Genomic DNA, 26,166 nt, shown 5'->3' on the forward strand with positions numbered 1-26,166 from the left:
ACATCATTGTGACGTAATTCGGGGCGGGACTACTAGTCAGGCTCACCTAACCGGGGCCGGAGAGGGGGTGAGCCGGGTCACCCGGGCGCGCGACCTACACTCGCCCACGTGACCGAAGCCGTGACCGTCCGCGACCTGGTCCGGCAGTTCGGACCCCGCCGCGCCGTCGACGGTATGTCGTGGCGCGCCGCGAGCGGGCAGGTCACCGCCGTGCTCGGCCCCAACGGGGCCGGCAAGACCACGACCATCGAGTGCGCCGAGGGACTGCAGCGGCCCGACGGCGGCGAGGTCCGCGTCCTGGGGACCGACCCGTGGTCCGCCCCCGCCGGCCACCGCTCCCGCGTCGGGGTGATGCTCCAGGACGGCGGTCTGCCGGGCGGCACGAAGCCGCTGCGCCTGCTGCGCCACCTGGCCTCCCTCTACGCCGACCCGGCCGACGTCGACGGCCTGGTGCAGCGGCTGGGCATCGACGCCTTCAGCGGCACCACGGTGCGCCGCCTCTCCGGCGGGCAGAAGCAGCGGGTGTCCCTCGCCGCCGCCCTGGTCGGCCGTCCCGAGGTGGTCTTCCTCGACGAGCCGACCGCGGGCCTGGACCCGCACGCCCGCCTCGACGTGTGGGACCTCGTGCGCGAGACCCGCGACACCGGCTGCGCCGTGGTGGTCACCACCCACTCCTTCGAGGAGGCCGAGCGCCTCGCCGACCACGTGGTCATCGTCGACCACGGCCGCGCCGTGGCCGAGGGCTCGGTCGCCGAGGTCACCGGGGAGCGCACCCTCGAGGACGTCTACTTCGAGCTGACCCGGGAGGGGTCCCGATGAGCGCGCCGGCCACCCCGCGGACCCGCGTCCTCGCCCAGGCCCGGTTCGAGGCGGGCACCCTGCTGCGCAACGGCGAGCAGCTGCTCGTCGCGGTCGTCCTGCCCGCCCTGGCCCTCGTCGGCCTCGCCCTGGCCCACTCCCCCTCGCTCGGCCCCGGCCGGCGGATCGACGTCGCAGTGCCGGGGGTGCTGGCGCTGGCGGTCATCTCCACCGCGTTCACGGGGCAGGCGATCCAGACCGGTTTCGACCGTCGCTACGGGGTTCTGCGCCTGCTCGGGGTGACCCCGCTCGGCCGCGGCGGCCTGCTGGTGGCCAAGTCGGTCGCGGTGCTCGCCGTCGAGCTGCTGCAGTTCGTCGTGATCGGCGGGCTGGGCCTGGCACTGGGCTGGCACCCGAGCTGGGTCGGCCTGCTGCCTGCCCTGCTCGTCGCCCTGCTGGGCACCTGGGCGTTCGTGGCCCTGGCCCTGCTGCTGGCGGGCACGGTGCGCGCCGAGGGCGTCCTGGCCATCGCCAACCTCGTCTGGGTGGTCCTCCTGGCGCTCGGCGGGGTGATCATCCCGCGCAGCGAGCAGCCGGCCGGCCTGTCCCACCTGGCGGCGGCGCTGCCCTCGAGCGCCCTGGCCGACGGGCTGCGGGACGCGTTCCTGCACGGCCGGCTGGCCGGCATACCGGTGCTGGTCCTGGTCCTCTGGGGCGCGGTCGCGACCGTGGTCGCCGCCTGGACCTTCCGCTGGGGCGACTGAACCCGACCGCCTGCGCGACCGGGCCCGTGTCGGCCCGGCCCGGGGCGACCGGGCCCCCGGTGCGATGCCCCCGGACGGCGAGGACCCCCGCCTCCGCAGGTCTCTCCGCCTGCGGCTGCGGGGGTCACCCGGAACCGGTGGGCCCGGGTCCGGTCCGGACGCGCCCCCTGTCGAACACGTCCGGACCGTCCAGGCCCCTGGTTGGTCGCCGGGCCCCCGTGGCCGCGGGGCGCCCGGCGCGTCTCAGGTCAGCCGCACTCGGCCGCGGTGGGCGTGCCGGTGCCGCTGATGCAGTTCTTCACCATGGAGGCGAAGCCCGCGGTGTCCCACGCGTTGAAGAAGTCGGCGTGCAGCGACTGGCCGTCGCTGGTGCCGTGCTCGGCGTCGGAGGAGAGCTCCAGGTCCGCGCCCTTGCCCGTGTAGGGGTAGGAGATCGTCTCGCGCAGCGCGACCATCTTGATCGGGAAGCCGGACGGGCAGCTCTTGCCGACGCGGTAGGCGTAGTTCTTGTTGTCGGTGGTGTCGCCCACCTGGCTGGCCGGGTGGTTGGGCTTGACGCCGTTCCAGCAGGACGGGAAGTCGATGTGGGCCGTCAGCGTCGAGCCGGGCTTGCCGGTGGCGCCGGTGCAGTCCGGGATGGCCTGCGACGGCGGGACGGACATGTACTGCCCGCAGGACCAGTCGTGCTTCTCGGCGACCAGGCGGGTGTCGGCCGGGAACGGCTGGCCGTCACCGGTCTCCTTGAAGTCCCAGCTGCGGTAGTACGCGGTGAACGCCTGCGGGGTGAGCGCCTTCTTCGTGGCGGTGTACTGCAGGACCGGGACCCAGTAGCCGGCCGTGTCCTTGGGGTTCTCGCAGTTCGTGCCCTTGCCCTGCAGGTCCGACAGGTTCGCGGCGTTGGGGTTGGGCAGGGACAGCCAGGCGTTGTTGCCGAAGAACTGATGGTTGTGGCCGACCTGCCCCTGCTCGTCGTGGTGCACGATCGGGTCGAACCGCCCGGTGCCGGTGGTCTGCTTGCACTTGATCTTGGCCATCGCCTGAGCCGACTGGGACTGCGACTGCGACACCAGCGAGGTGACGATCAGCGCCAGCGTGGCCGCCATGACCATCGCGATCACCTGCAGCCTTCGGCTCGGCAGGGCCACCGCGGCATGACGGGGGGTGTGTCTCATGGATGGGACTCCTCACAGGGGGACAGGAGAGGCGGCCGGTGAGCCGCAGTCCCCGAGAGTGCCCAAACCGTGACCTTTGGTCCAGAGACGCGTTGGTTGTCCGGCATTGCGGCGTTTCGGGACCTAGGTCCCGGTGGACCACGGACCCGTCCGGGACATCACCGACACGGGCACGAGCACGACAGACCCGGACCGTCACGGCGTCCCCAGGGGCCACACCCGCTGACATGCGTCACGCCCGCAGCCCGGAACGGACCGGCACGGGCACCGGCGGCCCGTCGCGGGCGCGAACCCACCGACAGCGTCGAACCGCTTGCACCAGAGCCCGGTCAGCGCATCAACCATCCCGCATCGTGGGACGCGCTCGTCCCACGATGCGGTCCCGACGGCGACCAGGCGGTGACGAGGGACTCAGCCGCACTGCGCCTTGGTGCGCGTGCCGGTCCCGTTGACGCAGTTGGCCACCATGGAGACCAGCCCCGTCTGCACCCACGTGTTCCAGAAGTCGGCGTGCATCGACATCCCGTCGGTCATCCCCATCATCGGGTCGCTCGAGAGCTGCACGTCGGTGCCGTAGCCGTGGTAGGCGTAGGCGATCGTCTCCCGCAGCTGCACCATCCTGTACGGGAAGCCGGCCGGGCAGGCCCCCTTGACCGCGTAGGCGTAGTTGCGGTTGTCCCGGGTGTCCCCCACCTGGGTGCTCGGGTGGTAGGGCCGTACCCCGTTCCAGCACGACGGGAAGTCGATGTGGGCCGTCAGGGTGTGCCCCGGCCGGCCGTCGGCCCGGTGGCAGTCGGGGATGTAGGGCACCGGGCCCTGCCGCTCGAACTGCCCGCAGGTCCAGTTGTAGACCGTCGCGACGAGGCGCGTGTCGGCGGGGAACTCCATCCCCGGTCCCTTGTTGCTGCCGTCGTAGGCCCGGTAGTAGGCCCAGAACCCCACCGCCGGGATGACCGTGCCGGTCGCCGTGTAGCGCAGGGCCGGGGACCAGTACCCCGCGGTGTCGGCGGTGTTGAGGCAGTTCGTGCCCTTGCCGGCAAGGTTGGCGTAGTTGGCGTAGTTGGCCCAGCTGCCGAGCGCCAGCCAGGCGTTGTTGCCGAAGAACTGGTGCAGGTGCGTCGTGGCCGACGAGATGGCCTGGTCGTGGTGCACGATCGGGTCGATGTAGCCCGTCCCCGTCGTCTGCTTGCACTGGATCTTGGCCATCGCCGACGCCGACCCGGTGGGCACCATCACCAGTGCGGACGCGCACGCCAGGAGGGTGGCCAGCCAGCCGGCCACGACGGCCCGGCGGCGACGCGGGGCGGTAGTTGCTGCTGCGAGCATCAGGGACCCCTTCTACGGCCGGGACAGGTGCTGTCCACACGGTGCCGCAGGGCGCCTCACCCCGAATCCCCCTGCGCGACGAGGCTCCCTCACCCTACGGGCGCAGACGGGGGCCGTCCGCCCTGCGCCATGGGCAGGAGACGCCGCTGTGAGAAGGTTCGTGGCGTTCCTCACCTGGACAGGAGTCGCTGATGAACGACGTGTGGGTGGCCGACGCGGTCCGCACCCCCATCGGGCGGTATGCCGGTGCCCTCGCCGGGGTGCGCCCCGACGACCTGGCGGCGACCGTCGTGCGCGAGCTGGTGGCACGGCATACCGGGAAGGGCTTCGACCCCGCTGGGGTCGACGACGTGCTCCTCGGCGACGCCAACGGCGCCGGTGAGGACAACCGTGACGTGGCCCGCATGGCGGCGCTGCTGGCCGGGCTGCCGACCTCCGTGCCGGGCGCCACCGTCAACCGGCTGTGCGGGTCGGGCATGGAGGCGGTCATCCAGGCCTCGCGGGCCATCGCGGCCGGTGACGCCGACCTCGTCCTCGCCGGTGGGGTCGAGTCGATGAGCCGGGCGCCCTGGGTGCTGCAGAAGCCCGAGCGCGGCTACCCCCGCGGGCACGAGCAGCTGCACTCCACGACGCTGGGCTGGCGCATGGTCAACCCGGCCATGCCGGCGCAGTGGACCGTGGCGCTCGGCGAGGGCGCCGAGATCCTCGCCGACCGGTTCGGGATCAGCCGCGAGGAGCAGGACGCGTTCGCCGTCGCCTCGCACCGCAACGCCGCGCGCGCGTGGGACGAGGGCGTGTACGACGCCGAGGTGGTCCCGGTCGAGGGCACCGACCTCACCCGCGACGAGGGCATCCGCGCCGACGCCTCGATGGAGGGGCTCGCCCGGCTCAAGCCGGTGTTCCGGCCCGACGGCACGGTGACCGCCGGCAACGCCTCGCCGCTCAACGACGGGGCCGCCGCGCTGTTCCTCGCCGACGACACCGGCCTGGAGCGCCTCGGCTCCCCCGAGCCGCTGGCCCGGGTCGTCTCCCGCGCCGCCTCCGGGGTCGACCCGCACGTGTTCGGCATCGGCCCGGTCGAGGCGGCGCAGCGGGCGCTGGAGCGGGCCGGGATCGGCTGGGGCGACCTGGCCGCGGTGGAGCTCAACGAGGCGTTCGCGGCGCAGTCGCTGGCCTGCCTGCGTTCCTGGCCCGAGCTCGACCCGGCCATCGTCAACGTCAACGGCGGCGCGATCGCGATCGGCCACCCGCTCGGCTGCAGCGGGGCGCGGGTCCTCGGGTCGCTCGCCCACGAGCTGCACCGCCGTGGCGGTGGCTGGGGCCTCGCGGCGATCTGCATCGGCGTCGGCCAGGGCCTGGCGGTCGTGCTCCGCGCCTGACCCGGCACCGGTGCGTGCCGCCGCTCAGAGCTGGAGGGCGAACACGTCCTGCGGACCGCGGCGCCCGACCAGGTAGTCCTGCCCGGTGTCGGCGAAGCCGCCGCGCAGGTAGCAGCGGGCCGCCGCGGGGTTGGCGTGGTTGACGGTGAGCAGCACCCGGTCCACGTCGGGGAAGGTCGCGCGGACGAAGTCCGCGACGGCCGCGACGGCGCGGGTGGCCAGTCCCCGCCCCTGGAACGGTGGGGCGACGTAGAACGCGCGCAGCAGCAGCGTCCCCTCGACCCGGTCGGTGATCTCCGGGAGGAAGCCGCCACGGTCGAGCTGGAACATGCCCACGGGCAGGTCGCCGTCGAGGATGGCGACCGAGGTGCGGCCGGGGTCGGCGTCGGCCAGGGGCAGCGTGTCGCGGGCCGGGCGCGCGAAGTCCTGCTCGGGTGGCAGGGTGTGGGCCATGAGCTGGGCGCGCAGCCCGCTGTCCTCGGGCCGCACCAGGCGCAGGGTCACCGACATGGGCCGGACCCTACCCATCTACCCTTCTGACGTGACGATCCCCTCCGTGACCGCCCCCGCGCCGGCGCCCGTCGACGCCTCGCCGAACCCCTGGCTGCGCCGCATCCTGCTCGCCAACGTGGTGCTCGAGGTGGGCATCGTCGTCACCGGCGGCCTGGTCCGCCTCACCGGCTCCGGCCTGGGCTGCCCGACCTGGCCCGAGTGCGTGCCCGGCTCGTTCACCCCGGTGGCCCACCAGCCGCAGGGCATCCACAAGTACATCGAGTACGGCAACCGCACGCTCACCGGCGTCGTCGGCATCGCTGCGCTGCTCGTCATCGTCGCGGTCTGGCTCTGGGCCCCCGGTCGGCGCGGGTGGCGACCGGGGCGTCCTGCCCTCTTCCGGCTCGCGTTCCTGCCGATGCTCGGCGTCGTCGCCCAGGCGGTGCTCGGCGGCATCACCGTCCTGACCGGCCTCAACCCCGCAACCGTGGCGGCGCACTTCCTGCTGTCCATGGTCATCGTCGCCATCAGCACCCTGCTGCTGGTCCGCGCCGGCGAGGGCGATGCGGCCCCGACCCCGGTGGTGCGCCGCGAGGTCGGCCTGCTGGCCCGGGTCACGGTGGCCCTCGGAGCGGTCGTGCTCGCCCTCGGCACCGTGGTCACCGGGTCCGGACCGCACTCCGGGGACGCCGCCCACCCCACCCGCTTCGGCTTCGACCCGCGCTCGGTCTCGTGGCTGCACGCCGACGCGGTGATGCTGTTCACCGGCCTGGTGGTGGCGATGGTCGTCGCGGTGCGCCTCGTCGACGCCCCCGTGCGGCCTCGCCGGGCGTGGGCCTGGGTGCTGGTCGTGACGCTCGCCCAGGGTGTGGTCGGCTACCTGCAGTACTTCACCGGCCTGCCCGAGGCCGTGGTCGCCCTGCACATGCTCGGCGCCAGCCTGCTCGTGGTCACCCTGACCCGGGGCCTGCTCTCCCTGCGCACCCGCTAGCGGCGTGACGGCGGTCGTGACGGCGAATCCCGCCGTGATCACGACGACCTGACCGTCACGACTCCCGGCATGACGCTGGGTACACCCGTGAGGTCGACGAGCGAGGACCGGTCAGAGGCCGGAGGGGCGGTGCGCGCCGGGCGGGCCGATCGGCCACTCCTCGAAGTGCACGGCCCGGCCCTGCCCGTCGAAGCGCACGATCCAGATGTCCCGCCACTCGCGGTAGGGCGCGCCGTAGACCACGTGCACCCGCGCCACCCCGGTGTCACCGGAGAACGCGACGACCTGCGAGGTCATCGTGAAGACCTCCTCGGGCCCGTCCCGCTCGGCCTCCCACAGCTCGCTGATCGCCTCGAGCCCGACGACCGGGTCGGCATACGGGCTCATGAGGTATGCCGCGTCGTCGGCGAAGAGGGTGGCCAGCAGGTCGGTGCCGGGGGCGCGCCAGGCGCGCTCGTAGCCGGCGACCCAGGAGGCGAAGCCGGCGGCGTCCATCAGAGGGCCAGGTGCAGCAGCGGGTCGACCGCGACGGCGAGGAAGAGGATCGTCAGGTAGCTGATCGAGAAGTGGAACAGCCGCATCGGCTTGAGCACCGACGCCGCCGCGCCCTCCTTCGCCCGGGCGAGCAGGCGGTGCGCCTCGCCGATGAACAGGGCACCGGAGACGACCGCGCCGACGAGGTAGACCCAGCCCATGTCGGCGACCGGCACCAGGGCCAGCGACGCCGCGACCATCGCCCAGCTGTAGGCCACGACCTGACGGGCGACCGCGACGTCCTGGGCCACGACCGGCAGCATCGGCACGCCGGCGTTGGCGTAGTCGTCCTTGAACCGCATCGACAGCGGCCAGTAGTGCGGCGGTGTCCAGAAGAAGATGACGAGGAACAGGATGACCGCCGGCCAGGCGACCGTGTCGGTCACCGCGGACCAGCCGATGAGCACCGGCATGCATCCGGCGGCGCCGCCCCAGACGATGTTCTGGGCGGTGCGGCGCTTGAGCACCATGGTGTAGACGCCGACGTAGAACGCCATCGCGCCGAAGGACAGGGCGGCCGAGAGCCAGTTGACCAGCAGGCCGAGCCACAGCGTCGAGACCACCGACAGCGCGATGCCGAAGCGCAGCGCCGCGGCCGGGGTGATCGCCCCGGTGGCCAGGGGCCGGCCCTCGGTGCGGTGCATGAGCTTGTCGATGTCGCGGTCGATGTAGCAGTTGAGCGTGTTCGCCGACCCGGCCGACAGCGCGCCGCCGACGAGGGTGGCGATGACGAGCCACAGCGAGGGCAGCCCGCGCTGGGCGAGGAACATCGTCGGGACCGTGGTGACCAGCAGCAGCTCGATGATGCGCGGCTTGGTCAGCGCAACGTAGTTGCGGACCGTGACAGCCAGCCCCGGGGACGGGGCCGCAGCAGCGTCGGCGCGCGGCTCGAGAGCGGTCACGGTGTCCTTCGGGGGCTTCGGCGTCGGTGGCGCCTCGCGGTCGGCCGGCTGGTGCCGGTCGTCTCGGCGGGGGCGTCCTTCGGGCCCGGTCAGTCTAGCCCGCGCGAATCGTGGTCCGGACGGCGGACTCCGTGCGACGCCCGTCACCAGCGGGGATAGGCTCGGCACCGTCGTGCCCAAGCTGGCGCCGTTGCCGGGAACGGTGGCCCGATCGGCCCCCTGTCCCGCTGCGCGACGCCGTGTAAAGGAGTCGTGAAATCCGTGACCGAGCACAACCCTGCGACCACCGGGACCGCACCCCGCACGCGTGACACCTCGCTGCCCGCGCCGGTCGTGACGCAGACCGGGTGGACCGACCTCGACGTCCGGGCGGTGGACACCATCCGGCTGCTCGCCGCGGACGCCGTGCAGAAGGTCGGCAACGGCCACCCCGGCACCGCCATGAGCCTGGCCCCGGCGGCCTACCTCATCTACCAGAACCTCATGCGGCATGACCCGACCGACCCGCAGTGGCTGGGTCGCGACCGGTTCGTGCTGTCCTGCGGGCACTCCAGCCTCACGCAGTACATCCAGCTCTACCTGTCCGGCTACGGCCTGGAGCTGGACGACCTGAAGTCGCTGCGCACCTGGGGGTCGCTGACCCCCGGCCACCCCGAGGTCCACCACACCGACGGCGTCGAGATCACCACCGGGCCGCTCGGCTCCGGCCTGGCCTCCGCGGTCGGCATCGCCTTCGCCCAGCGCCGCCAGCGCGGCCTGCTCGACCCCGACGCCGCACCCGGGGAGAGCCCGTTCGACCACCACATCTACGTGATGGCCTCCGACGGCGACATCATGGAGGGCGTCTCCCACGAGGCGAGCGCCCTCGCCGGCCACCAGGAGCTCGGCAACCTCACCCTCATCTACGACCAGAACCACATCTCCATCGAGGACGACACCAACATCTCGTTCTCCGAGGACGTGGCGGCGCGCTACGCGGCATACGGCTGGCACGTCGAGCAGGTGGACTGGCGCAAGGGCGGGGACGGCGCGACCTACGTCGAGGACGTCGACGCGCTGCTCGCCGCCGTCGAGCGCGGCAAGGCCATCGCCGACAAGCCGACCCTCGTGGTCCTGAAGACGATCATCGCCTGGCCCGCGCCGACCAAGCAGAACACCGGCAAGAGCCACGGGTCGGCCCTCGGCGACGAGGAGATCCAGGCGACCAAGCGGCTGCTGGGCTTCGACCCCGAGGCCACCTTCGCCGTCGAGGAGGACGTGATCGCCCGCGCCCGCGAGGTGCAGCAGCGCGGCAAGCAGGCCCACGCCGAGTGGGACGAGCGGTATGCCGCGTGGCGGGCTGCCCAGCCCGAGCGCGCCGCGCTGCTCGACCGGCTCGTCGAGCGCGAGCTGCCCGAGGGCCTCGCCGACGCGCTGCCGGTCTTCGAGGCCGACGCCAAGGGCATCGCCACCCGCGCCGCCAGCGGCAAGGTCCTCGGCGCCCTCGCCGACGTCATGCCCGAGCTGTGGGGCGGGTCGGCCGACCTGGCCGAGTCCAACAACACGACGATGGCCGGGGTGGAGAGCTTCATCCCCGCCGGCAAGCAGACGCACGAGTGGAAGGGCGGTCCGTACGGCCGCACCCTGCACTTCGGCATCCGCGAGTTCGGCATGGGCGCGATCCTCAACGGCATCGCCCTGGAGGGGCTCACCCGCCCCTACGGCGGCACCTTCCTGGTGTTCTCCGACTACATGCGTCCCGCGGTGCGCCTCGCCGCGCTCCAGCAGATCCCCGTGACGTTCGTGTGGACGCACGACTCGATCGGCCTCGGCGAGGACGGCCCGACCCACCAGCCGGTCGAGCACCTCGCCGCGCTGCGGGCGATCCCGGGCCTGGACGTCGTGCGCCCCGCCGACGCCAACGAGACCGCGGTCGCCTGGCGCACGATCCTCGAGCACAGCGACCGGCCCGCCGGCCTGGCCCTGACCCGTCAGGCCCTGCCGGTCCTCGACCGGGGAACATTCGGCTCGGCCGAGGGTGTTGCCAAGGGTGCGTACGTGCTCGCCGACGGCTCGAAGGACGCTCCGGAGGTGATCCTCATCGCGACCGGCTCCGAGGTGCCGCTGGCCGTCGAGGCCCGCGAGACCCTCGAGGCCGAGGGCGTCTCCACCCGCGTGGTGTCGATGCCCTCCCGTGAGTGGTTCGAGGCGCAGCCCCAGGCCTACCGTGACGAGGTGCTCCCGCCCGCGGTCCGCGCCCGGGTCAGCGTCGAGGCCGGGGTCGCCCTCGGCTGGCGTGACTACGTCGGCGACGCCGGACGCATCGTCAGCCTCGACCACTTCGGTGCGTCGGCTGACTACCAGACGCTCTACCGCGAGTTCGGCATCACGGCCGAGGCCGTCGTCGCCGCTGCCCGCGACTCCATCCAGGCTGCAGGAGGCAACCGATGACTGACGCACTCAAGGCCCTGTCCGACCAAGGTGTCTCGATCTGGCTCGACGACCTCAACCGACCGCTGATCACCAGCGGTGGGCTGCAGGAGCTCATCGACACCAAGCACGTCGTGGGCGTGACCACCAACCCCACGATCTTCGCCGCCGCACTGTCCCAGGGCGACGCCTACAACGAGCAGGTCAAGTCCCTCGCGGACGACGGCCGCAACGTCGACGAGGCGGTGTTCGCCCTCACCACCGAGGACGTCCGCCACGCCTGCGACATCATGCGCCCGGTGTACGACGCCACCGGCGGCCAGGACGGCCGGGTCTCCATCGAGGTCGACCCGCGCCTGGCCCACGAGACGGCCAGGACGGTCGAGCAGGCCAAGGAGCTGTGGACCGCGGTCGACCGCCCCAACCTGCTCATCAAGATCCCGGCGACGGTGGAGGGCCTGCCGGCCATCTCCCAGGTCATCGCCGAGGGCATCAGCGTCAACGTCACGCTGATCTTCTCCCTCGACCGCTACCGCGGCGTGATGAACGCCTTCCTCACCGGCCTGGAGCAGGCCCGTGAGGGCGGCAAGGACCTGTCGACGATCCACTCGGTCGCCTCGTTCTTCGTCTCCCGCGTCGACACCGAGGTCGACAAGCGCCTCGACGCCCTCGACGGCTCCGACGAGGCCCAGGCGCTCAAGGGCAAGGCCGGCATCGCCAACGCCCGCCTGGCCTACCACGCCTACGACGAGGTCTTCTCGACCCCGCGCTGGCAGGTGCTCGAGGCCGAGGGCGCCCACAAGCAGCGCCCGCTGTGGGCCTCCACCGGCGTGAAGGACCCGGCCTACCCCGACACGATGTACGTCACCGAGCTGGTCGCCCCGAACACGGTCAACACCATGCCGGGCAAGACGCTCGAGGCGGTCGCCGACCACGGCGAGATCGCCGGCGACCAGGTCACCGGCAACTACGAGAACGCCAAGGCCGTGCTCGACGCGCTCGAGCGCCTCGGCATCTCCTACGCCGACGTCGTCGCCGTCCTCGAGCGCGAGGGTGTCGAGAAGTTCGAGAAGTCCTGGGACGAGCTGCTCACCGACGTCCAGGACGAGCTGGCCAAGGCCACCGCCACCTCCGCGGGGGCCGCCAAGTGACCTCCTCCGCCCTGGGGGTGCTGGCCTCCGGGCCGGCGGGCGAGGCGGTCTCGCGCCACGTCGCGACGCTGGTCGGTGACCGGTTCGCCAGCCGCCTCTTCGCCCAGGACCCCACGCTGTGGGGTCCTGCGGCGGAGGCCGAGGCCTCGGTCCGCCTGTCGTGGACGGGCCTGGGCCGCAGCTCGCGGCCGCTGGTCGGCGAGGTCGCCGCGCTGCGGGACCACCTGCGCGAGCAGGGCGTCGACCACGTCGTGCTCTGCGGCATGGGCGGCTCCTCGCTCGCCCCGGAGGTCATCTGCGCCACCGCCGGCGTCGACCTGACCGTGCTCGACTCCTCCGACCCCGACTACGTCCGGGCCGCCCTGGCCGACCGGCTCGACCGCGCCGTCGTCGTGGTCTCGAGCAAGTCCGGCTCCACGGTCGAGACCGACTCCCAGCGTCGCGCCTTCGAGGGCGCGTTCGAGGCCGCGGGCATCGACCCCGCCCAGCGCATCGTCGTGGTGACCGACCCCGGCAGCCCGCTCGACAAGGACGCGCGCGAGCGCGGCTACCGCGTCGTCAACGCCGACCCCAACGTCGGAGGCCGCTACTCGGCGCTGACCGCCTTCGGCCTGGTGCCCAGCGGCCTGGCCGGCGCCGACATCGAGGAGCTGCTCGACGACGCCGAGTCGGTCGCCGACCTGCTCGCCGACGACGACGCGGCCAACCCCGGCCTGGTCCTCGGCGCCGCGATCGCCGGCACCGACCCGCTGCGCGACAAGCTCGTGCTCGTCGACGACGGCTCGGGCATCTCCGGGTTCGCCGACTGGGCCGAGCAGCTGATCGCCGAGAGCACCGGCAAGGACGGCACCGGCCTCCTGCCGGTGGTCGTCGCCGGCGACGACGACCCGGAGGTGGCCTGGCCGGCCGCCGACGTCACGGTCGCCCGGCTGGTGGCCGACGTCGCCGACGAGCAGGCCCCCTCCCCCGACGACGCCACCGGCGCACAGCGCTCGGAGGTCCGCGTCAGCGGCGCCCTCGGCGCCCAGCTGATGCTGTGGGAGGTCGCCACGGCGGCCGCCGGCGCGGTCCTGGGCATCAACCCGTTCGACCAGCCTGACGTCGAGAGCGCCAAGAAGGCCGCGCGCGCCATGCTCGAGGGCAGCGACAAGGCCGCCGACGAGCCGGCGTTCACCGACGGCGCCGTCGAGGTGCGCTCCCTCGGCGGCGACTGGCTCGGCTCGGCCACCACCGTCGGCACCGCCCTGGACGCGCTGTTCGACCAGCTCGACCCGCAGCACGGCTACGTCGCCGTCATGGCCTACCTCGACCGGCTGGCCGACGCCCCGCTGGCCGGGGCGCGCCGCGCCGTCGCCCGGCGCACCGAGCGGCCGACCACGTTCGGCTGGGGTCCGCGGTTCCTGCACTCCACCGGGCAGTACCACAAGGGCGGCCCCGCGACCGGCGTCTACCTCCAGGTGACGTCCGCCCCGCACAAGGACCTGCCGGTGCCCGGACGTGACTTCACGTTCGGCACCCTCATCGCCGCCCAGGCGGGCGGCGACGCGCAGGTGCTGGCCGACCACGGCCGCCCGGTCCTGCGCCTGCACCTGACCGACCACGACGCCGGCCTGGCCCAGCTGACCCAGGCACTCGGCATACCGTCCTCCTCCCCGGAAGGCCAAGGATGAGCCCAGCTCGCGTCGCGCAGGGACACAACCCGCTGCGTGACCCCCGTGACAAGCGCCTGCCCCGGATCGCGGGCCCCTGCGGCCTGGTCCTGTTCGGCGTCACCGGCGACCTCGCCCGCAAGAAGCTGATGCCGGCGGTCTACGACCTGGCCAACCGCGGCCTGCTGCCGCCCGGCTTCAGCCTCGTCGGCTTCGCCCGGCGCGACTGGGCCGACCAGGACTTCGGCAAGATCGTCTACGACGCGGTGCGCCAGCACTCGCGCACGCCGTTCCGCGAGGACGTGTGGCGCAACCTCGCCGAGGGGTTCCGCTTCGTGCCCGGCACGTTCGACGACCCGACCTCCTTCGACCTGCTCGCCTCGACGGTCAAGGAGCTCGACGCCGAGCGGGGCACCGGCGGCAACCACGCGTTCTACCTGTCCATCCCGCCGGGCGCGTTCTCGACGGTGTGCGAGCAGCTCGACCGCAGCGGCCTGTCCAAGCCCGACCCGGGCACCTGGCGCCGCGTGGTCATCGAGAAGCCCTTCGGGCACGACCTCAAGAGCGCCCGCGAGCTCAACGACATCGTCGAGCGCGTGTTCCCGCCGGACTCGGTCTTCCGGATCGACCACTACCTGGGCAAGGAGACGGTCCAGAACCTCCTGGCACTGCGCTTCGCCAACCAGATGTTCGAGCCGATCTGGAACGCCAACTACGTCGACCACGTGCAGATCACGATGGCTGAGGACATCGGCATCGCCGGCCGCGCGGGCTACTACGACGGCATCGGCGCCGCCCGGGACGTCATCCAGAACCACCTGCTGCAGCTGCTGGCGCTGACCGCGATGGAGGAGCCGGTCTCCTTCTCCGCCAGCGACCTGCGCTCCGAGAAGGAGAAGGTCCTCTCGGCGGTCCGCCTGCCGCACGACCTGGAGACCACCACCGCCCGCGGGCAGTACGCCGCCGGGTGGCAGGGTGGCGAGCAGGTCGTCGGCTACCTCGACGAGGACGGCATCAACAAGGCCTCCACGACCGAGACGTATGCCGCGGTGAAGCTCGAGATCGACACCCGCCGCTGGGCCGGGGTGCCGTTCTACCTGCGCACCGGCAAGCGCCTGGGCAAGCGGGTCACCGAGATCGCCGTGGTGTTCAAGCGGGCCCCTCACCTGCCGTTCAACGACACGGCCACCGAGGAGCTCGGCCAGAACGCCATCGTCATCCGCGTGCAGCCCGACGAGGGCGTCACGATGCGGTTCGGCTCCAAGGTGCCCGGCACCGCGATGGAGGTCCGCGACGTGACGATGGACTTCGGCTACGGCAACGCCTTCACCGAGTCCAGCCCCGAGGCCTACGAGCGGCTCATCCTCGACGTGCTCCTGGGCGACCCGCCGCTGTTCCCGCGTCACGAGGAGGTCGAGCTGTCCTGGAACATCCTCGACCCGATCGAGGCGTTCTGGGCCCGGCAGGGCCGACCCGAGGCCTACCCCTCCGGTGGGTGGGGCCCCAGGAGCGCCGACGAGATGATGCACCGCGACGGACGCCACTGGAGGATGCCGTGATCGTCGACCTGCCCAGCACGAGCACGCAGGCGGTCAGCAAGAAGCTCGTCCGGCTGCGCAACGACGTCGGCGCGATGGCACTCGGCCGCGTCCTGACGCTGATCATCGTGGTCGACGAGGCCGACGCCGACGAGGCCATCGAGGCCGCCAACGACGCCTCACGCCAGCACCCGTGCCGGATCATCGCGCTCGTCAGCGGCAACAAGCGCGGCACCAGCCGGCTTGACGCCCAGATCCGGGTCGGCGGCGACGCCGGCGCCTCCGAGGTCGTCGTGCTGCGCCTGTTCGGCCCGCTGGTCGACCACGGCGACAGCGTGGTGACCCCTCTGCTGCTGCCGGACTCCCCCGTCGTGGCATGGTGGCCCAAGGCGGCCCCGCACCCCGTGTCGACCGACCCGATCGGGCGGATGGCCCAGCGCCGGATCACCGACGCCGCGGAGGCGCGCAACCCGCACAAGGAGATGGACTACCGGGCGCAGACGTACAAGCCCGGTGACACCGACCTGGCGTGGACCCGCGTGACCCTGTGGCGCGGCCTGCTCGCCGCGGCCCTCGACCAGCCGCCCTTCGAGCCGGTCGTCGGAGCCACCGTCACCGGTGGCTCGGACTCCCCCTCGACCGACCTGCTGGCCGGGTGGATCGCGCAGATGCTCAAGTGCCCGGTCAAGCGGGCCCGCACCCGGGCCGGCTCGGGCATGATCAGCGTCCGGCTCGAGCGCCGCAGCGGCGACGTCGACCTCGTCCGCCCCGACGGCAACGTCGCCACGCTGACCCAGGCCGGGCAGCCGGTCCGGCGGATCGGCCTGGCCCGGCGCGGGCTCGCCGAGTGCCTGGCCGACGAGCTGCGCCGCCTCGACCCGGACGAGATCTACGCCCAGGCCCTGACCAAGGGGCTGGCCAAGGTCTCGCAGGGTCGCTCCACCACCGCCAGCAAGGCGATCGCCAACGGCGACGCCCCGTCGGTGGAGCAGGCGGCCCGGCAGGCCAGCCGGCTGGCCCGGGAGGCGCGCAAGCACGCCAGCGCGCAGATGGTCGAGGCCGAGGTGCCCGAGACCGCCTCGACCGAGGCGGTCCAGGAGGCTGCGTCGCGCAAGCTGGCGGACAAGACCGGGGGCGAGGCGTGAGCCGCGGTCCCAGCGTCGTCGTCCACCGCGACAAGCAGCTGCTGGCCGACGCCGCGGCCGCCCGGCTGGTCACGGCGATCGTCGACGCCCAGGCCTCCCGCGGCGAGGCGGACATCGTCCTCACCGGTGGGTCGATGGGCTCGGCGATCCTCGCTGCGCTCGGTGCCTCCGGGGCCCGCGACGCCGTGGACTGGCGCCGGCTCAACCTCTGGTGGGGCGACGAGCGCTTCCTGCCGGCGGGTGATCCCGACCGCAACGAGACCCAGGCGCGCGAGGCGCTGCTCGACACGGTCCCGCTCGACCCGGCCCGGGTGCACGCCATACCCGGGCCGGACGGCGCTGACGGTGCCGACCTCGACGCCGCGGCGGCCCGGTATGCCGGTCAGCTCGCCGCCGCGGCCGGCTCAGGTCGCGGCGTGCCCGCCTTCGACGTGGTGATGCTCGGCGTCGGGCCGGACGCCCACGTGGCCTCGCTGTTCCCCGAGCACGCGGCCCTGCACGAGCGGGAGCGGTCGGTGGTCGGTGTCCGCGGGGCGCCCAAGCCGCCGCCCACCCGGATCTCGCTGACGTTCCCGGCCCTGTGCGCCGCCCGGGACGTGTGGTTCCTCGTCTCCGGCGCCGACAAGGCCAGCGCGGTCGGGCTGGCGCTGTCCGGTGCGGGTGAGATGCAGGCCCCCGCGGCAGGCGTCCACGGCACCCGGTCCACGACGTGGTTGCTGGACCGTGAGGCCGCCACGCACGTGCCGAAGCAGCTCATCCGCCCGGCCAGTCCCTGACCGGCCGGACCGGTCGCTGCCGACCGGCCGGCGCCCGCGGCAGGTGCGCGACACGGCGCATACCGGCAATGACGACGCCCCCGGACCCTGATGGGTCCGGGGGCGTCGTCGTGGTCGGCGGGCGGCGACCCGGTGCATCGGCCGCGGGCGCCCTCCTGGACCGAAAGACCTACTGGATCAGGCCGCGGTCGCGCAGGCTCTGCAGCGCCTCGTCGAGGATCGCCTGGCCGTCGGCGTCGCTGCGCCGCTCCTTCACGTAGGCCAGGTGCGTCTTGTACGGCTCCACCCGCGGCGGGGCCGGCGGGTTGTCCTTGTCCTGGCCGGCGGGGAAGCCGCAGCGCGGGCAGTCCCAGGTCTCCGGGACCGACAGGCCCGGCTCCTCGGCGAAGCTGGGGCGTGTCTCGTGCCCGTTGGAGCACCAGTAGGAGATGAAGACGCGCGGTGCGGCGTCACCCCGCTCGGCCTCTCCCATGGGACCCGCTCCGACCCGGCTGCCCCGAATCGCGTTGCCACCTGCCACTGTTGTGCTCCTCGACGTCGTGCTCGTTGTGCGTGCCCGGTGCGCCGTCGGCGCCCGGGCGGGGTGGGTCAGCTCGGCGCGAACCGCTCGATCAGGCCGAGGCCGACCACGCAGGTGAACCAGACGATGCCGACGGCGACGGTGAAGCGGTCCAGGTTGCGCTCGGCCACCGACGACCCGCCCATGGTGCTGGACATGCCGCCACCGAACATGTCGGAGAGGCCGCCGCCCTTGCCCTTGTGCATCAGGATCAGCAGGGTCAGGAACAGGCCCGTCAGGACGAGCAGGACCTGCAGCCCGATCTTCACCGCAGTCACGGTCACACCTATCTCATCGAGTTCACCAGAGGGCACACGCCTCACGCGCGCGCCAAGGGCTCAGCCTACCTGCTGGCCCCGGGGCCACCAACCGACCCGCCGCCGTGGAGGCACGGGGCCGGGCGCACCGGCTCAGCCGGCGGTGACGTGCTCGCGGTAGCGGCAGATGGAGGCGAACTCCTCCACGACGATCGACGCGCCGCCGACCAGCGCACCGTCCACGTCCGACTCGGCCATGATCGCCGCGACGTTGGCCGCCTTGACCGACCCGCCGTAGAGGATGCGGATGCCGTCGGCGGTGTCGCCGGAGTACAGCTCGGCCAGGCGGGTGCGGATCGCGGCGCACACCTCCTGGGCGTCGGCCGGGGTGGCGACCTCGCCGGTGCCGATGGCCCACACGGGCTCGTACGCCACCACGATGGAGCGCACCTGCTCGGCCGTGACGCCCTCGAGCGCGGCGTCGAGCTGGGCCAGCACGTGGGCGACGTGGCCGTCGGCCTTGCGCACGTCCAGGCCCTCGCCGACGCACAGGATCGGGGTCAGCCCGTGGCGGTAGGCGGCCTTGACCTTGGCGTTGACCGTGGCGTCGTCCTCACCGTGGTACTCCCGCCGCTCGCTGTGCCCCACGACGACGTAGGTGCAGCCGAGCTTGGCCAGGAACGCCCCGGACACCTCACCGGTGTAGGCGCCGGCGTCGTGCACGGACAGGTCCTGCGCACCGTGGGCCAGCCGCAGCCGGTCGCCCTCGATGAGGGTCTGCACGCTGCGCAGGTCGGTGAACGGCGCCAGCACGGCGACCTCCACCGCCTCGTAGTCGTGCTTGGCGTCGCGCAGGGTCCAGTCCAGCTTCTGCACCAGGTGCGTGGCCTGCAGGTGGTCCAGGTTCATCTTCCAGTTACCCGCCATCAGGGGCGTGCGACCGGCCGGCTTGGCTGCCATGGGGCTCCTCGGGGATGCGTATGCCGGTGGGCCGGGCCGGGTGCCCCGGCCCGGCCCACCGGGGTGGAACGGTTGAGGCGGGTGTCAGTCCTGCTCGAGCACGGTCAGGCCCGGCAGGGCCTTGCCCTCGAGGTACTCCAGGCTGGCGCCACCGCCGGTGGAGATGTGGCCGAACTGGTCGTCGGCGAAGCCGAGCTGGCGCACCGCCGCGGCGGAGTCGCCGCCCCCGACGACGGTCAGCGCCCCGCCCCGGGTCGCCTCGACCAGCGCCTCGGCGACGGCCTGGGTCCCCGCGGCATAGGGGGCCATCTCGAACGCGCCCATGGGGCCGTTCCAGAACACCGTGAGCGCGTCGGCGAGCCTGGCCGCGAACGCCTTGGCCGACTCCGGCCCGATGTCCAGGCCCATGCGGTCGGCCGGGATCGCGTCGGCGGCGACGACGTCGTGCGCCGCGTCGGCGGAGAAGGCGTCGGCGGCGACGATGTCGGTGGGCAGCACGATCTCGACGCCGCGCTCCTGCGCCTGCTGGAGGTAGCCCTTGACCACCTCGACCTGGTCCGCTTCGAGCAGGCTCTTGCCCACCTCGTGCCCCTGGGCCTTGAGGAAGGTGAACACCATGCCGCCGCCGATCAGCAGCCGGTCGGCCGTCTGCAGCAGGTTGGCGATGACGCCGAGCTTGTCGCTGACCTTGGCGCCGCCGAGCACCACGGCGTAGGGGCGCTGCGGGTCGCGTGTCAGGCGCTGCAGGACCTCGACCTCGGCCCGCACCAGCCCGCCGGCGTAGTGCGGCAGGAGCTGCGCCACGTCATACACGCTGGCCTGCTTGCGGTGGACGACGCCGAAGCCGTCGCTGACGAACACGTCCGCCAGGGCGGCGAGCTCACGCGCAAAGGCCTGGCGTTCGCCCTCGTCCTTGCTGGTCTCCCCCGCGTTGAAGCGCAGGTTCTCCAGCATCGCGACCTGGCCGTCGGCGAGGCCGTCGACCAGGGCGCGGGCGGACTCACCGACCGTGTCCTGCGCCAGGGGTACGTCTGCGCCGAGGAGCTCACCGAGCCGGGCCGCTGCGGGTGCCAGGGAGTACTTCGCCTCCGGGGCGCCCTTGGGCCGGCCGAGGTGGGCGCACACGACGACGCGTGCACCGGCCCCGGTGAGGGCCTCGATGGTCGGCACCGAGGCGCGCACCCGACCGTCGTCGGTGATCGCGCCGTCGGCGTCGAGCGGGACGTTGAGGTCACTGCGGACGAGGACGCGCTTGCCGCGCACGCCCTCCGCCAGCAGGTCGTCGAGGGTCCGCATCAGGCTCAGAGGCGCTTGCCGACGTAGGTGACGAGGTCGACGAGGCGGTTGGAGTAGCCCCACTCGTTGTCGTACCAGCCGACGACCTTGACCTGGTTGCCGATGACCTTGGTCAGGGGCGCGTCGAAGATGCACGACGCCGGGTCGGTGACGATGTCGGTGGAGACGATCGGGTCCTCGTTGTAGGTCAGGAAGCCCTTGAGCGCACCCTCCGCGGCAGCCTTGACCGCGGCGTTGACCTCCTCGACCGTCGTCTCGCGCGAGACCTCGACGGTCAGGTCGGTGGCTGAGCCGGTGGGCAGCGGCACGCGCATGGCGTAGCCGTCGAGCTTGCCCTTGAGCTCCGGCAGCACCAGGCCGATCGCCTTCGCGGCGCCGGTGGAGGTGGGCACCATGTTGAGGGCGGCGGCGCGGGCGCGGCGCAGGTCCTTGTGCGGGGCGTCCTGGAGGTTCTGGTCCTGGGTGTAGGCGTGGATGGTCGTCATCAGGCCCTTGACGATGCCGAACTCGTCGTTGATGGCCTTGGCCATCGGGGCCAGGCAGTTGGTGGTGCAGGAGGCGTTGGAGATGACCGTGTGCGCCTCGGGGTCGTAGTCGGCGTGGTTGACGCCCATGACCACGGTGAAGTCCTCGTTGGAGGCCGGCGCGGAGATGATGACCTTCTTGGCCCCGCCCGCGTCGACGTGCGCCCGGGCCTTGGTCGCGTCGGTGAAGAAGCCGGTCGACTCGATGACCACGTCGACGCCGAGGTCCTTCCAGGGCAGGGCGCCCGGGTCGCGCTCGGCGAGGATCGTGATGGTCTTGTCGCCGACCTTGATGCCGTCACCCTCGACCGAGACGTCCTCGGGGAAGCGACCGAGGATCGAGTCGTACTTCAGCAGGTGGGCCATGGTCTTGAGGTCACCCAGGTCGTTGGCGGCGACCACCTCGATGTCGGCGCCAGATGCCTCGACGGCGCGGAAGAAGTTGCGGCCGATGCGGCCAAAGCCATTGATACCAACGCGAACAGTCACTGGGGGTCCAGCCTCTCCTCGATCACATGGTGCACGGGCCCGGGCCACCGCGGCGCGAGCCTGCTGTTGAACGACGCCTCGACCCTAGGGGATACCGATGGGTAGGACGTCAGGTGGTCGGCGCAGTCTCAGGCGTCGAGCATGTCGGCCGTGAGGTTGGCGTCGGTGCCCGGGATGCCGAGGTCGGCGGCGCGCTTGTCGGCCATGGCCAGCAGGCGGCGGATCCGCCCGGCGACGGCGTCCTTCGTCATCGGCGGCTGCGCCAGCTGGCCGAGCTCCTCGAGGCTGGCCTGCTTGTGCTCCAGGCGCAGCCGGCCGGCGTCGAGCAGGTGGTCGGGCACGTCGGCGCCGAGGATCTCCAGCGCGCGCTCGACCCGGGCACCGGCCGCGACCGCCGCGCGCGCCGAACGGCGCAGGTTGGCGTCGTCGAAGTTGGCCAGCCGGTTGGCGGTGGCGCGCACCTCGCGGCGCATCCGGCGCTCCTCCCACGCCAGCACGGCGTCGTGGGCGCCCATGCGGGTGAGCATCGCCCCGATCGCGTCGCCGTCGCGGATGACCACGCGGTCGACACCGCGGACCTCGCGGGCCTTGCTCTGGATGCCGAGCCGGCGCGCCGCACCGACCAGCGCCAGCGCCGCCTCGGGGCCGGGGCAGGTCACCTCGAGCGAGGAGGACCGGCCCGGCTCGGTCAGCGACCCGTGGGCGAGGAACGCGCCGCGCCAGGCCGCCTCGGCGTCGCAGACGGCCCCGCTGACGACCCGCGGCGGCAGCCCGCGGACGGGACGCCCGCGGGTGTCGATCAGTCCGGTCTGGCGGGCCAGGGCCTCGCCGTCCTGCACGACGCGCACGACGTAGCGGCTGCCCTTGCGCAGGCCGCCGGCCGCCAGGACCATCACGTCGCTGGAGTGCCCGTAGACCTCGGTGATGTCCTTGCGCAGCCGTCGCGCCGCCTGTGCCGTGTCGAGCTCGGCCTCCACGACGATCCGTCCCCCGACGATGTGCAGCCCCCCGGCGAATCGGAGCATGGCCGACACTTCTGCCTTGCGGCAGCACGGTTTCGTCACCTGCAGACGGCTGAGCTCGTCCTTCACCTTCGCCGTCATCGCCATGGGGGCCATCCTGCCATCCGGTGCCACCCGGTCGTGGCGGAAGGTGTCAACAAACCCCGCTGCCGGGTCAGGTCAGGACGTCGCGGTATGCCGCGGCGAGGCGCAGCTCGTCATGCTGGCCGGGGTGGTCGGTCGCCGCCACGGGCGTGACGACGAGGTCGGCCCCGAGGTCCTCGCAGACCCGGCGCAGCAGCTTCTCGTCGGTGACCACCCGCGGGTCGGCGAGCACCACGTCGAGGTGCAGGTCGGGCGCGTGGGCGGCCAGCACCTCGAGGTGGTTCTCGGCCGAGAAGCCCTCGGTCTCGCCGGTGTGCATCTGCAGGTTCAGGGTCAGCAGCCGGCGCGCACCGGTGCCGACGATCGCGTCGCGCAGCCCCGGCACGAGCAGGTGGGGCATGACCGAGGTGAACCACGACCCCGGCCCCAGGACGACCCAGTCCGCCTCGTCGACCGCGGACACCGCCTCCTCGCACGCCGGCGGCTCCTCCGGGTCGAGGCTGATGCTCAGCACCCGCCCCGTGGTGGTGGCCACCTCGACCTGGCCCGTGACCACGCTGATGTCGAGCGGTCGCACCGGGTCCTGCCCCATCACGTCGGCCCGGATGGTCAGCGGCACCGCCGCCATCGGCAGCACCCGGCCCCGGGCGTTGAGCAGCCGGCCGACCATGTCCAGGCCGGAGACGGTGTCACCGAGCTGCTCCCACAGCGAGACGATGAGCAGGTTGCCCAGGGCGTGGCCGCCGAGCTCGCCGTCGCCGTGGAAGCGGTGCTGCAGCACGTCGCGCCACAGGTGGCCCCACTCGGTGTCCTCGGTGAGCGCGGACAGCGCCATCCGCAGGTCGCCGGGCGGCAGGACGTCGAACTCCCGGCGCAGCCGGCCGCTGGAGCCGCCGTCGTCGGCGACCGTGACGACGGCGGAGATGTGGTCGGTGACGTGCCGCAGGGCGGCCAGGGAGGCGGCCAGGCCGTGGCCTCCGCCCAGCGCGACGACGGAGGGACCGCTCACTCGCGACCCAGGTCTCGGTGCACGAGGATCGTGGCCACCTCGTCGGAGGAGAGCCGGGCGGCGAGCGCCTCGGCCACCGCGACGGAGCGGTGCTTGCCGCCGGTGCAGCCGACCGCGAGGGTGACGTAGCGCCGGCCCTCACGCAGGTAGCCGCCGACCACCGGGTCCATGAGGTCCACGACCCGGTCCACGAACTCCTTGGCGCCCGGCTGGCTCATGACGTAGTCGGCCACCGGGGCGTCCTTGCCGGTCTGGGAGCGCAGCTCCGGCACCCAGAACGGGTTGGGCAGGAAGCGCATGTCGAAGACGAGGTCGGCGTCGAGCGGGATGCCGTACTTGAAGCCGAACGACATCACCGCGAGGCGCAGGCGCGGGCCGCCCTCGGTGGCGAACACCTGGGAGACCTTGGCGGAGAGCTGGTGGACGTTCAGGCCCGAGGTGTCGATGAGGATGTCGGCCTCGGAACGCAGGTCGCCGAGCAGGGTGCGCTCCCGGGTGATGCCGTCGAGCAGCCGGCCGTGGCCCTGCAGCGGGTGCGGCCGGCGCACGCTCTCGAAACGGCGCACGAGCGCCTCGTCGGTGGCGTCGACGAACACGACGTTGGGCTTCCAGCCCCGGCTGCGCAGGGTCTGCAGTGCCTCGCGCAGGGCCGTGAAGAAGGTGCGGCTGCGCACGTCGACGACGACGGCGAGCTGGGAGACCCCGCCGCGGGAGTGCTCGGCCAGCTCGGCCATGGGCAGGATCATCTGTGGCGGGAGGTTGTCGACGACGTACCAGCCGAGGTCCTCGAGCACGTTGGCTGCCGTGGACCGCCCGGCGCCGCTCATGCCGGTGAGTACCACCACGTCCGTCGGTGCGTTGGCGGGCCCGCCTGTGTCACTCACGTGTGCTCCCCTTTGCACGTCATCAGTCCAGCACCTCACCGGTGGTCACGTTGACCGCCGGCGTCGCGGTCTGCTGCTCGGCAGCCAGCGTCGTATGAATCGTGGCAGCAAGCGCGGGTCCGATGCCGGGAACCTCGCGAATCTGCTCCTCCGTGGCGGCCCGGACCTTCTTGACCGACCCGAAGTGCTTGAGCAGAGCCTTGCGCCGGGTGGCGCCCAGCCCCGGGATGGTGTCCAGCACGCTGCTGGTCATCGCCTTGGACCGCCGCTGACGGTGGAAGGTGATGGCGAACCGGTGGGCCTCGTCGCGCAGCCGCTGCAGCAGGTAGAGGCCCTCGCTGGTGCGCGGCAGGATCACCGGGAAGTCCTGCCCCGGCACCCAGACCTCCTCGAGCCGCTTGGCCAGGCCGACCAGCGCGACGTCGTCGATGCCGAGCTCGTCGAGCACCGCCTGCGCGGCGTTGACCTGCGGCAGGCCGCCGTCGACCACCACGAGGTTGGGCGGGTAGGCGAACCGGCGCGGCCGGCCGGTGTCGGGGTCGATCCGCGCGCCGGCCGGGCCGTCCTCGTCCTCACCGAGCCGGTCGTCGACCTCGAGGTCAGTAGCCTCGGAGCGGTCGTCGAGGTAGCGCCGGAACCGGCGGGTCAGGACCTCCCGCATCGCGGCGGTGTCGTCCACCTGGACCGGTCCGTCGGCGGCGGCGCCATCCACTCCCCCACCGTCGGCGCCCACGGCGCCACGCACGATGAACCGGCGGTACTCGGACTTGCGCGGCAGGCCGTCCTCGAAGACCACCATCGACGCGACGACCTGGGTGCCCTGGATGTGGCTGACGTCGAAGCACTCGATGCGCAGGGGCGCGTCGGGCAGCTCGAGGGTCTGCTGCAGCTCCTCGAGGGCCAGGCTGCGCGCAGTGAGGTCGCCGGCGCGGGCGACCTTGTGCCGGGCCAGGGACTGCTCGGCGTTGCGGCGCACGGTGTCCATCAGGGCGCGCTTGTCGCCCCGCTGCGGCACCCGCAGGTCGACCTGTGCACCGCGCAGCCCGGTCAGCCACTGGCCGAGGTGGGCCGCGTCCTCGGGCAGGACGGGGACGAGGACCTCGCGCGGGACCCCCTCCGGCGACTCCCCGCCATACACCTGCTGCAGGAGGTGCTCGACCAGGTCGGGCACGGCCTCGTCGTCCTTCTCGACCACCCAGCCGCGCTGGCCGCGCACGCGGCCGCCCCGGACGTGGAACACCTGCACGGCGGCCTCGAGCTCGTCGTCGGCCAGGGCGAACACGTCCGCGTCGGTGGCGTCGCCGAGGACCATCGCGGACTTCTCCAGCGCCCGCTGCAGCGCGCCGATGTCGTCACGGAGCCGGGCCGCCTGCTCGTAGTCCATCTCGGCGGCGGCGTCCTTCATGCGCTGTTCGAGGCGCTTGACGAACTTGGTGGTGTTGCCGGCCATGAAGTCGCAGAAGTCCTCGGCGATGGCGCGGTGCTCCTGCTCGCTGACCCGGCCGACGCAGGGCGCCGAGCACTTGTCGATGTAGCCGAGCAGGCAGGGCCGCCCGACCTGGCCGGCACGCTTGAACACCCCGCCGCTGCACGTGCGCATGGGGAACACCCGCAGCAGCAGGTCGAGGGTCTCGCGGATCGCCCAGGCGTGGGCGTAGGGGCCGAAGTAGCGCGTGCCCTTGCGCTTGGCGCCGCGCAGCACCTGGGCCCGCGGGAACTCCTCCCCCATGGTCACCGCGAGGTAGGGGTAGGACTTGTCGTCGCGGTACTTGACGTTGAAGCGCGGGTCGAACTCCTTGATCCAGGAGTACTCCAGCTGCAGCGCCTCGACCTCGTTGCTGACGACGGTCCACTCGACGCTGGCGCCGGTGGTGACCATCGTGCGGGTGCGCGGGTGCAGCGCGGCGATGTCCTGGAAGTAGGAAGACAGCCGCGAGCGCAGCGACTTGGCCTTGCCGACGTAGATGACCCGCCCGGCGGCGTCGCGGAAGCGGTAGACGCCCGGGTCGGCAGGGATCTCCCCCGGCTTGGGACGGTAGGACGAGGGGTCGGCCAC

The 26,166-nt window shown here is 72.7% G+C and carries 24 protein-coding genes; 10 read left to right on the forward strand and 14 right to left on the reverse strand.

The features are described 5' to 3' along the window. Window positions 1–108: 108 nt before the first annotated feature. Entirely contained in the window at window positions 109–819 is a 711-nt protein-coding gene (locus FB474_RS09985; RefSeq protein ID WP_246092122.1) for an ABC transporter ATP-binding protein, read from the forward strand. Then, window positions 816–1,562 carry an ABC transporter permease gene (locus tag FB474_RS09990; protein WP_141788500.1) on the forward strand — a complete coding sequence of 249 codons (747 nt, stop codon included), beginning with the start codon at window positions 816–818 and terminating at the stop codon, window positions 1,560–1,562. Before FB474_RS09985 ends, FB474_RS09990 begins: the two co-directional genes overlap by 4 nt. A gap of 248 nt (window positions 1,563–1,810) precedes the next feature. Here FB474_RS09990 and FB474_RS09995 read toward each other — a convergent pair whose 3' ends face one another. Together FB474_RS09995 and FB474_RS10000 are read right to left on the reverse strand one after the other, a co-directional pair. Continuing rightward, window positions 1,811–2,734 carry a DUF1996 domain-containing protein gene (locus FB474_RS09995; RefSeq protein ID WP_141788501.1) on the reverse strand — a complete coding sequence of 308 codons (924 nt, stop codon included), beginning with the start codon at window positions 2,732–2,734 and terminating at the stop codon, window positions 1,811–1,813. Between the two features lie 411 nt (window positions 2,735–3,145). Beyond that, on the reverse strand, window positions 3,146–4,060 hold the full coding sequence (locus FB474_RS10000; protein ID WP_141788502.1) for a DUF1996 domain-containing protein: 915 nt from the start codon (window positions 4,058–4,060) through the stop codon (window positions 3,146–3,148). A 191-nt stretch (window positions 4,061–4,251) separates the two neighbouring features. On the opposite strand from FB474_RS10000, the gene FB474_RS10005 reads away from it, so the two are divergent. After that, window positions 4,252–5,439, forward strand: coding sequence for a thiolase family protein (locus FB474_RS10005; protein WP_141788503.1), 1,188 nt, complete (start codon window positions 4,252–4,254; stop codon window positions 5,437–5,439). A gap of 24 nt (window positions 5,440–5,463) precedes the next feature. Here FB474_RS10005 and FB474_RS10010 read toward each other — a convergent pair whose 3' ends face one another. Beyond that, window positions 5,464–5,949, reverse strand: coding sequence for a GNAT family N-acetyltransferase (locus FB474_RS10010; RefSeq protein ID WP_185746110.1), 486 nt, complete (start codon window positions 5,947–5,949; stop codon window positions 5,464–5,466). 31 nt (window positions 5,950–5,980) lie between these two features. Here FB474_RS10010 and FB474_RS10015 point away from each other — a divergent pair, with 31 nt between their 5' ends. Further along, the gene (locus tag FB474_RS10015; RefSeq protein WP_246092123.1) at window positions 5,981–6,922 is read left to right on the forward strand and encodes a COX15/CtaA family protein; all 942 of its coding nucleotides are present in this window, start codon (window positions 5,981–5,983) and stop codon (window positions 6,920–6,922) included. Window positions 6,923–7,033: 111 nt separating this feature from the next. On the opposite strand, the gene FB474_RS21180 is transcribed toward FB474_RS10015, so the two are convergent. Together FB474_RS21180 and FB474_RS10025 are read right to left on the reverse strand one after the other, a co-directional pair. Beyond that, complete coding sequence (locus FB474_RS21180; protein WP_141788506.1) at window positions 7,034–7,417, reverse strand: nuclear transport factor 2 family protein; 384 nt, start codon at window positions 7,415–7,417, stop codon at window positions 7,034–7,036. Then, window positions 7,417–8,358, reverse strand: a complete 942-nt coding sequence (locus tag FB474_RS10025) for a heme o synthase (RefSeq protein WP_141788507.1) — start codon at window positions 8,356–8,358, stop codon at window positions 7,417–7,419. The genes FB474_RS21180 and FB474_RS10025 overlap by 1 nt, the downstream gene beginning before the upstream one ends. Window positions 8,359–8,619: 261 nt before the next feature. Between FB474_RS10025 and tkt the strand changes: the two genes are divergently transcribed. The 6 genes from tkt to pgl are packed head-to-tail and all read left to right on the forward strand — an operon-like array spanning window position 8,620 to window position 17,026. Beyond that, complete coding sequence (gene tkt, locus FB474_RS10030) at window positions 8,620–10,788, forward strand: transketolase (RefSeq protein WP_141788508.1); 2,169 nt, start codon at window positions 8,620–8,622, stop codon at window positions 10,786–10,788. Next, complete coding sequence (gene tal / locus FB474_RS10035) at window positions 10,785–11,918, forward strand: transaldolase (RefSeq protein ID WP_141788509.1); 1,134 nt, start codon at window positions 10,785–10,787, stop codon at window positions 11,916–11,918. Before tkt ends, tal begins: the two co-directional genes overlap by 4 nt. Beyond that, window positions 11,915–13,588 carry a glucose-6-phosphate isomerase gene (locus FB474_RS10040; RefSeq protein ID WP_185746111.1) on the forward strand — a complete coding sequence of 558 codons (1,674 nt, stop codon included), beginning with the start codon at window positions 11,915–11,917 and terminating at the stop codon, window positions 13,586–13,588. Before tal ends, FB474_RS10040 begins: the two co-directional genes overlap by 4 nt. Then, window positions 13,585–15,126, forward strand: coding sequence for a glucose-6-phosphate dehydrogenase (gene zwf / locus FB474_RS10045; protein ID WP_141788510.1), 1,542 nt, complete (start codon window positions 13,585–13,587; stop codon window positions 15,124–15,126). Before FB474_RS10040 ends, zwf begins: the two co-directional genes overlap by 4 nt. Further along, the gene (gene opcA / locus FB474_RS10050) at window positions 15,123–16,250 is read left to right on the forward strand and encodes a glucose-6-phosphate dehydrogenase assembly protein OpcA (RefSeq protein WP_141788511.1); all 1,128 of its coding nucleotides are present in this window, start codon (window positions 15,123–15,125) and stop codon (window positions 16,248–16,250) included. Before zwf ends, opcA begins: the two co-directional genes overlap by 4 nt. Further along, on the forward strand, window positions 16,247–17,026 hold the full coding sequence (gene pgl / locus FB474_RS10055) for a 6-phosphogluconolactonase (RefSeq protein ID WP_141788512.1): 780 nt from the start codon (window positions 16,247–16,249) through the stop codon (window positions 17,024–17,026). The genes opcA and pgl overlap by 4 nt, the downstream gene beginning before the upstream one ends. Before the next feature lie 169 nt (window positions 17,027–17,195). On the opposite strand, the gene FB474_RS10060 is transcribed toward pgl, so the two are convergent. The 9 genes from FB474_RS10060 to uvrC all read right to left on the reverse strand — a co-directional run bounded on the left by FB474_RS10060 (window position 17,196) and on the right by uvrC (window position 26,166). Beyond that, window positions 17,196–17,546, reverse strand: coding sequence for an RNA polymerase-binding protein RbpA (locus tag FB474_RS10060; protein ID WP_141788513.1), 351 nt, complete (start codon window positions 17,544–17,546; stop codon window positions 17,196–17,198). A 68-nt stretch (window positions 17,547–17,614) separates the two neighbouring features. Further along, the gene (gene secG / locus FB474_RS10065; RefSeq protein ID WP_141788514.1) at window positions 17,615–17,863 is read right to left on the reverse strand and encodes a preprotein translocase subunit SecG; all 249 of its coding nucleotides are present in this window, start codon (window positions 17,861–17,863) and stop codon (window positions 17,615–17,617) included. A gap of 132 nt (window positions 17,864–17,995) precedes the next feature. Further along, window positions 17,996–18,802 carry a triose-phosphate isomerase gene (gene tpiA, locus FB474_RS10070; RefSeq protein ID WP_141788515.1) on the reverse strand — a complete coding sequence of 269 codons (807 nt, stop codon included), beginning with the start codon at window positions 18,800–18,802 and terminating at the stop codon, window positions 17,996–17,998. 84 nt (window positions 18,803–18,886) lie between these two features. Then, window positions 18,887–20,098 carry a phosphoglycerate kinase gene (locus FB474_RS10075; protein WP_141788516.1) on the reverse strand — a complete coding sequence of 404 codons (1,212 nt, stop codon included), beginning with the start codon at window positions 20,096–20,098 and terminating at the stop codon, window positions 18,887–18,889. A gap of 5 nt (window positions 20,099–20,103) precedes the next feature. After that, a complete protein-coding gene (gene gap / locus FB474_RS10080; RefSeq protein WP_141788517.1) occupies window positions 20,104–21,111 on the reverse strand; it encodes a type I glyceraldehyde-3-phosphate dehydrogenase in 1,008 nt (335 codons plus the stop codon). 128 nt (window positions 21,112–21,239) lie between these two features. Next, window positions 21,240–22,220 (reverse strand): DNA-binding protein WhiA, encoded by a 981-nt coding sequence (gene whiA / locus FB474_RS10085; RefSeq protein WP_141788518.1) that lies wholly within the window; start codon window positions 22,218–22,220, stop codon window positions 21,240–21,242. Window positions 22,221–22,287: 67 nt separating this feature from the next. Further along, window positions 22,288–23,226, reverse strand: coding sequence for a gluconeogenesis factor YvcK family protein (locus tag FB474_RS10090; protein ID WP_141788519.1), 939 nt, complete (start codon window positions 23,224–23,226; stop codon window positions 22,288–22,290). Next, window positions 23,223–24,110, reverse strand: a complete 888-nt coding sequence (rapZ, locus tag FB474_RS10095; protein WP_141788520.1) for an RNase adapter RapZ — start codon at window positions 24,108–24,110, stop codon at window positions 23,223–23,225. Before rapZ ends, FB474_RS10090 begins: the two co-directional genes overlap by 4 nt. A gap of 22 nt (window positions 24,111–24,132) precedes the next feature. Further along, on the reverse strand, window positions 24,133–26,166 hold the full coding sequence (gene uvrC / locus FB474_RS10100) for an excinuclease ABC subunit UvrC (protein ID WP_141788521.1): 2,034 nt from the start codon (window positions 26,164–26,166) through the stop codon (window positions 24,133–24,135).

This window comes from Oryzihumus leptocrescens (genome assembly GCF_006716205.1).
GTDB classification, from domain to species: domain Bacteria; phylum Actinomycetota; class Actinomycetes; order Actinomycetales; family Dermatophilaceae; genus Oryzihumus; species Oryzihumus leptocrescens.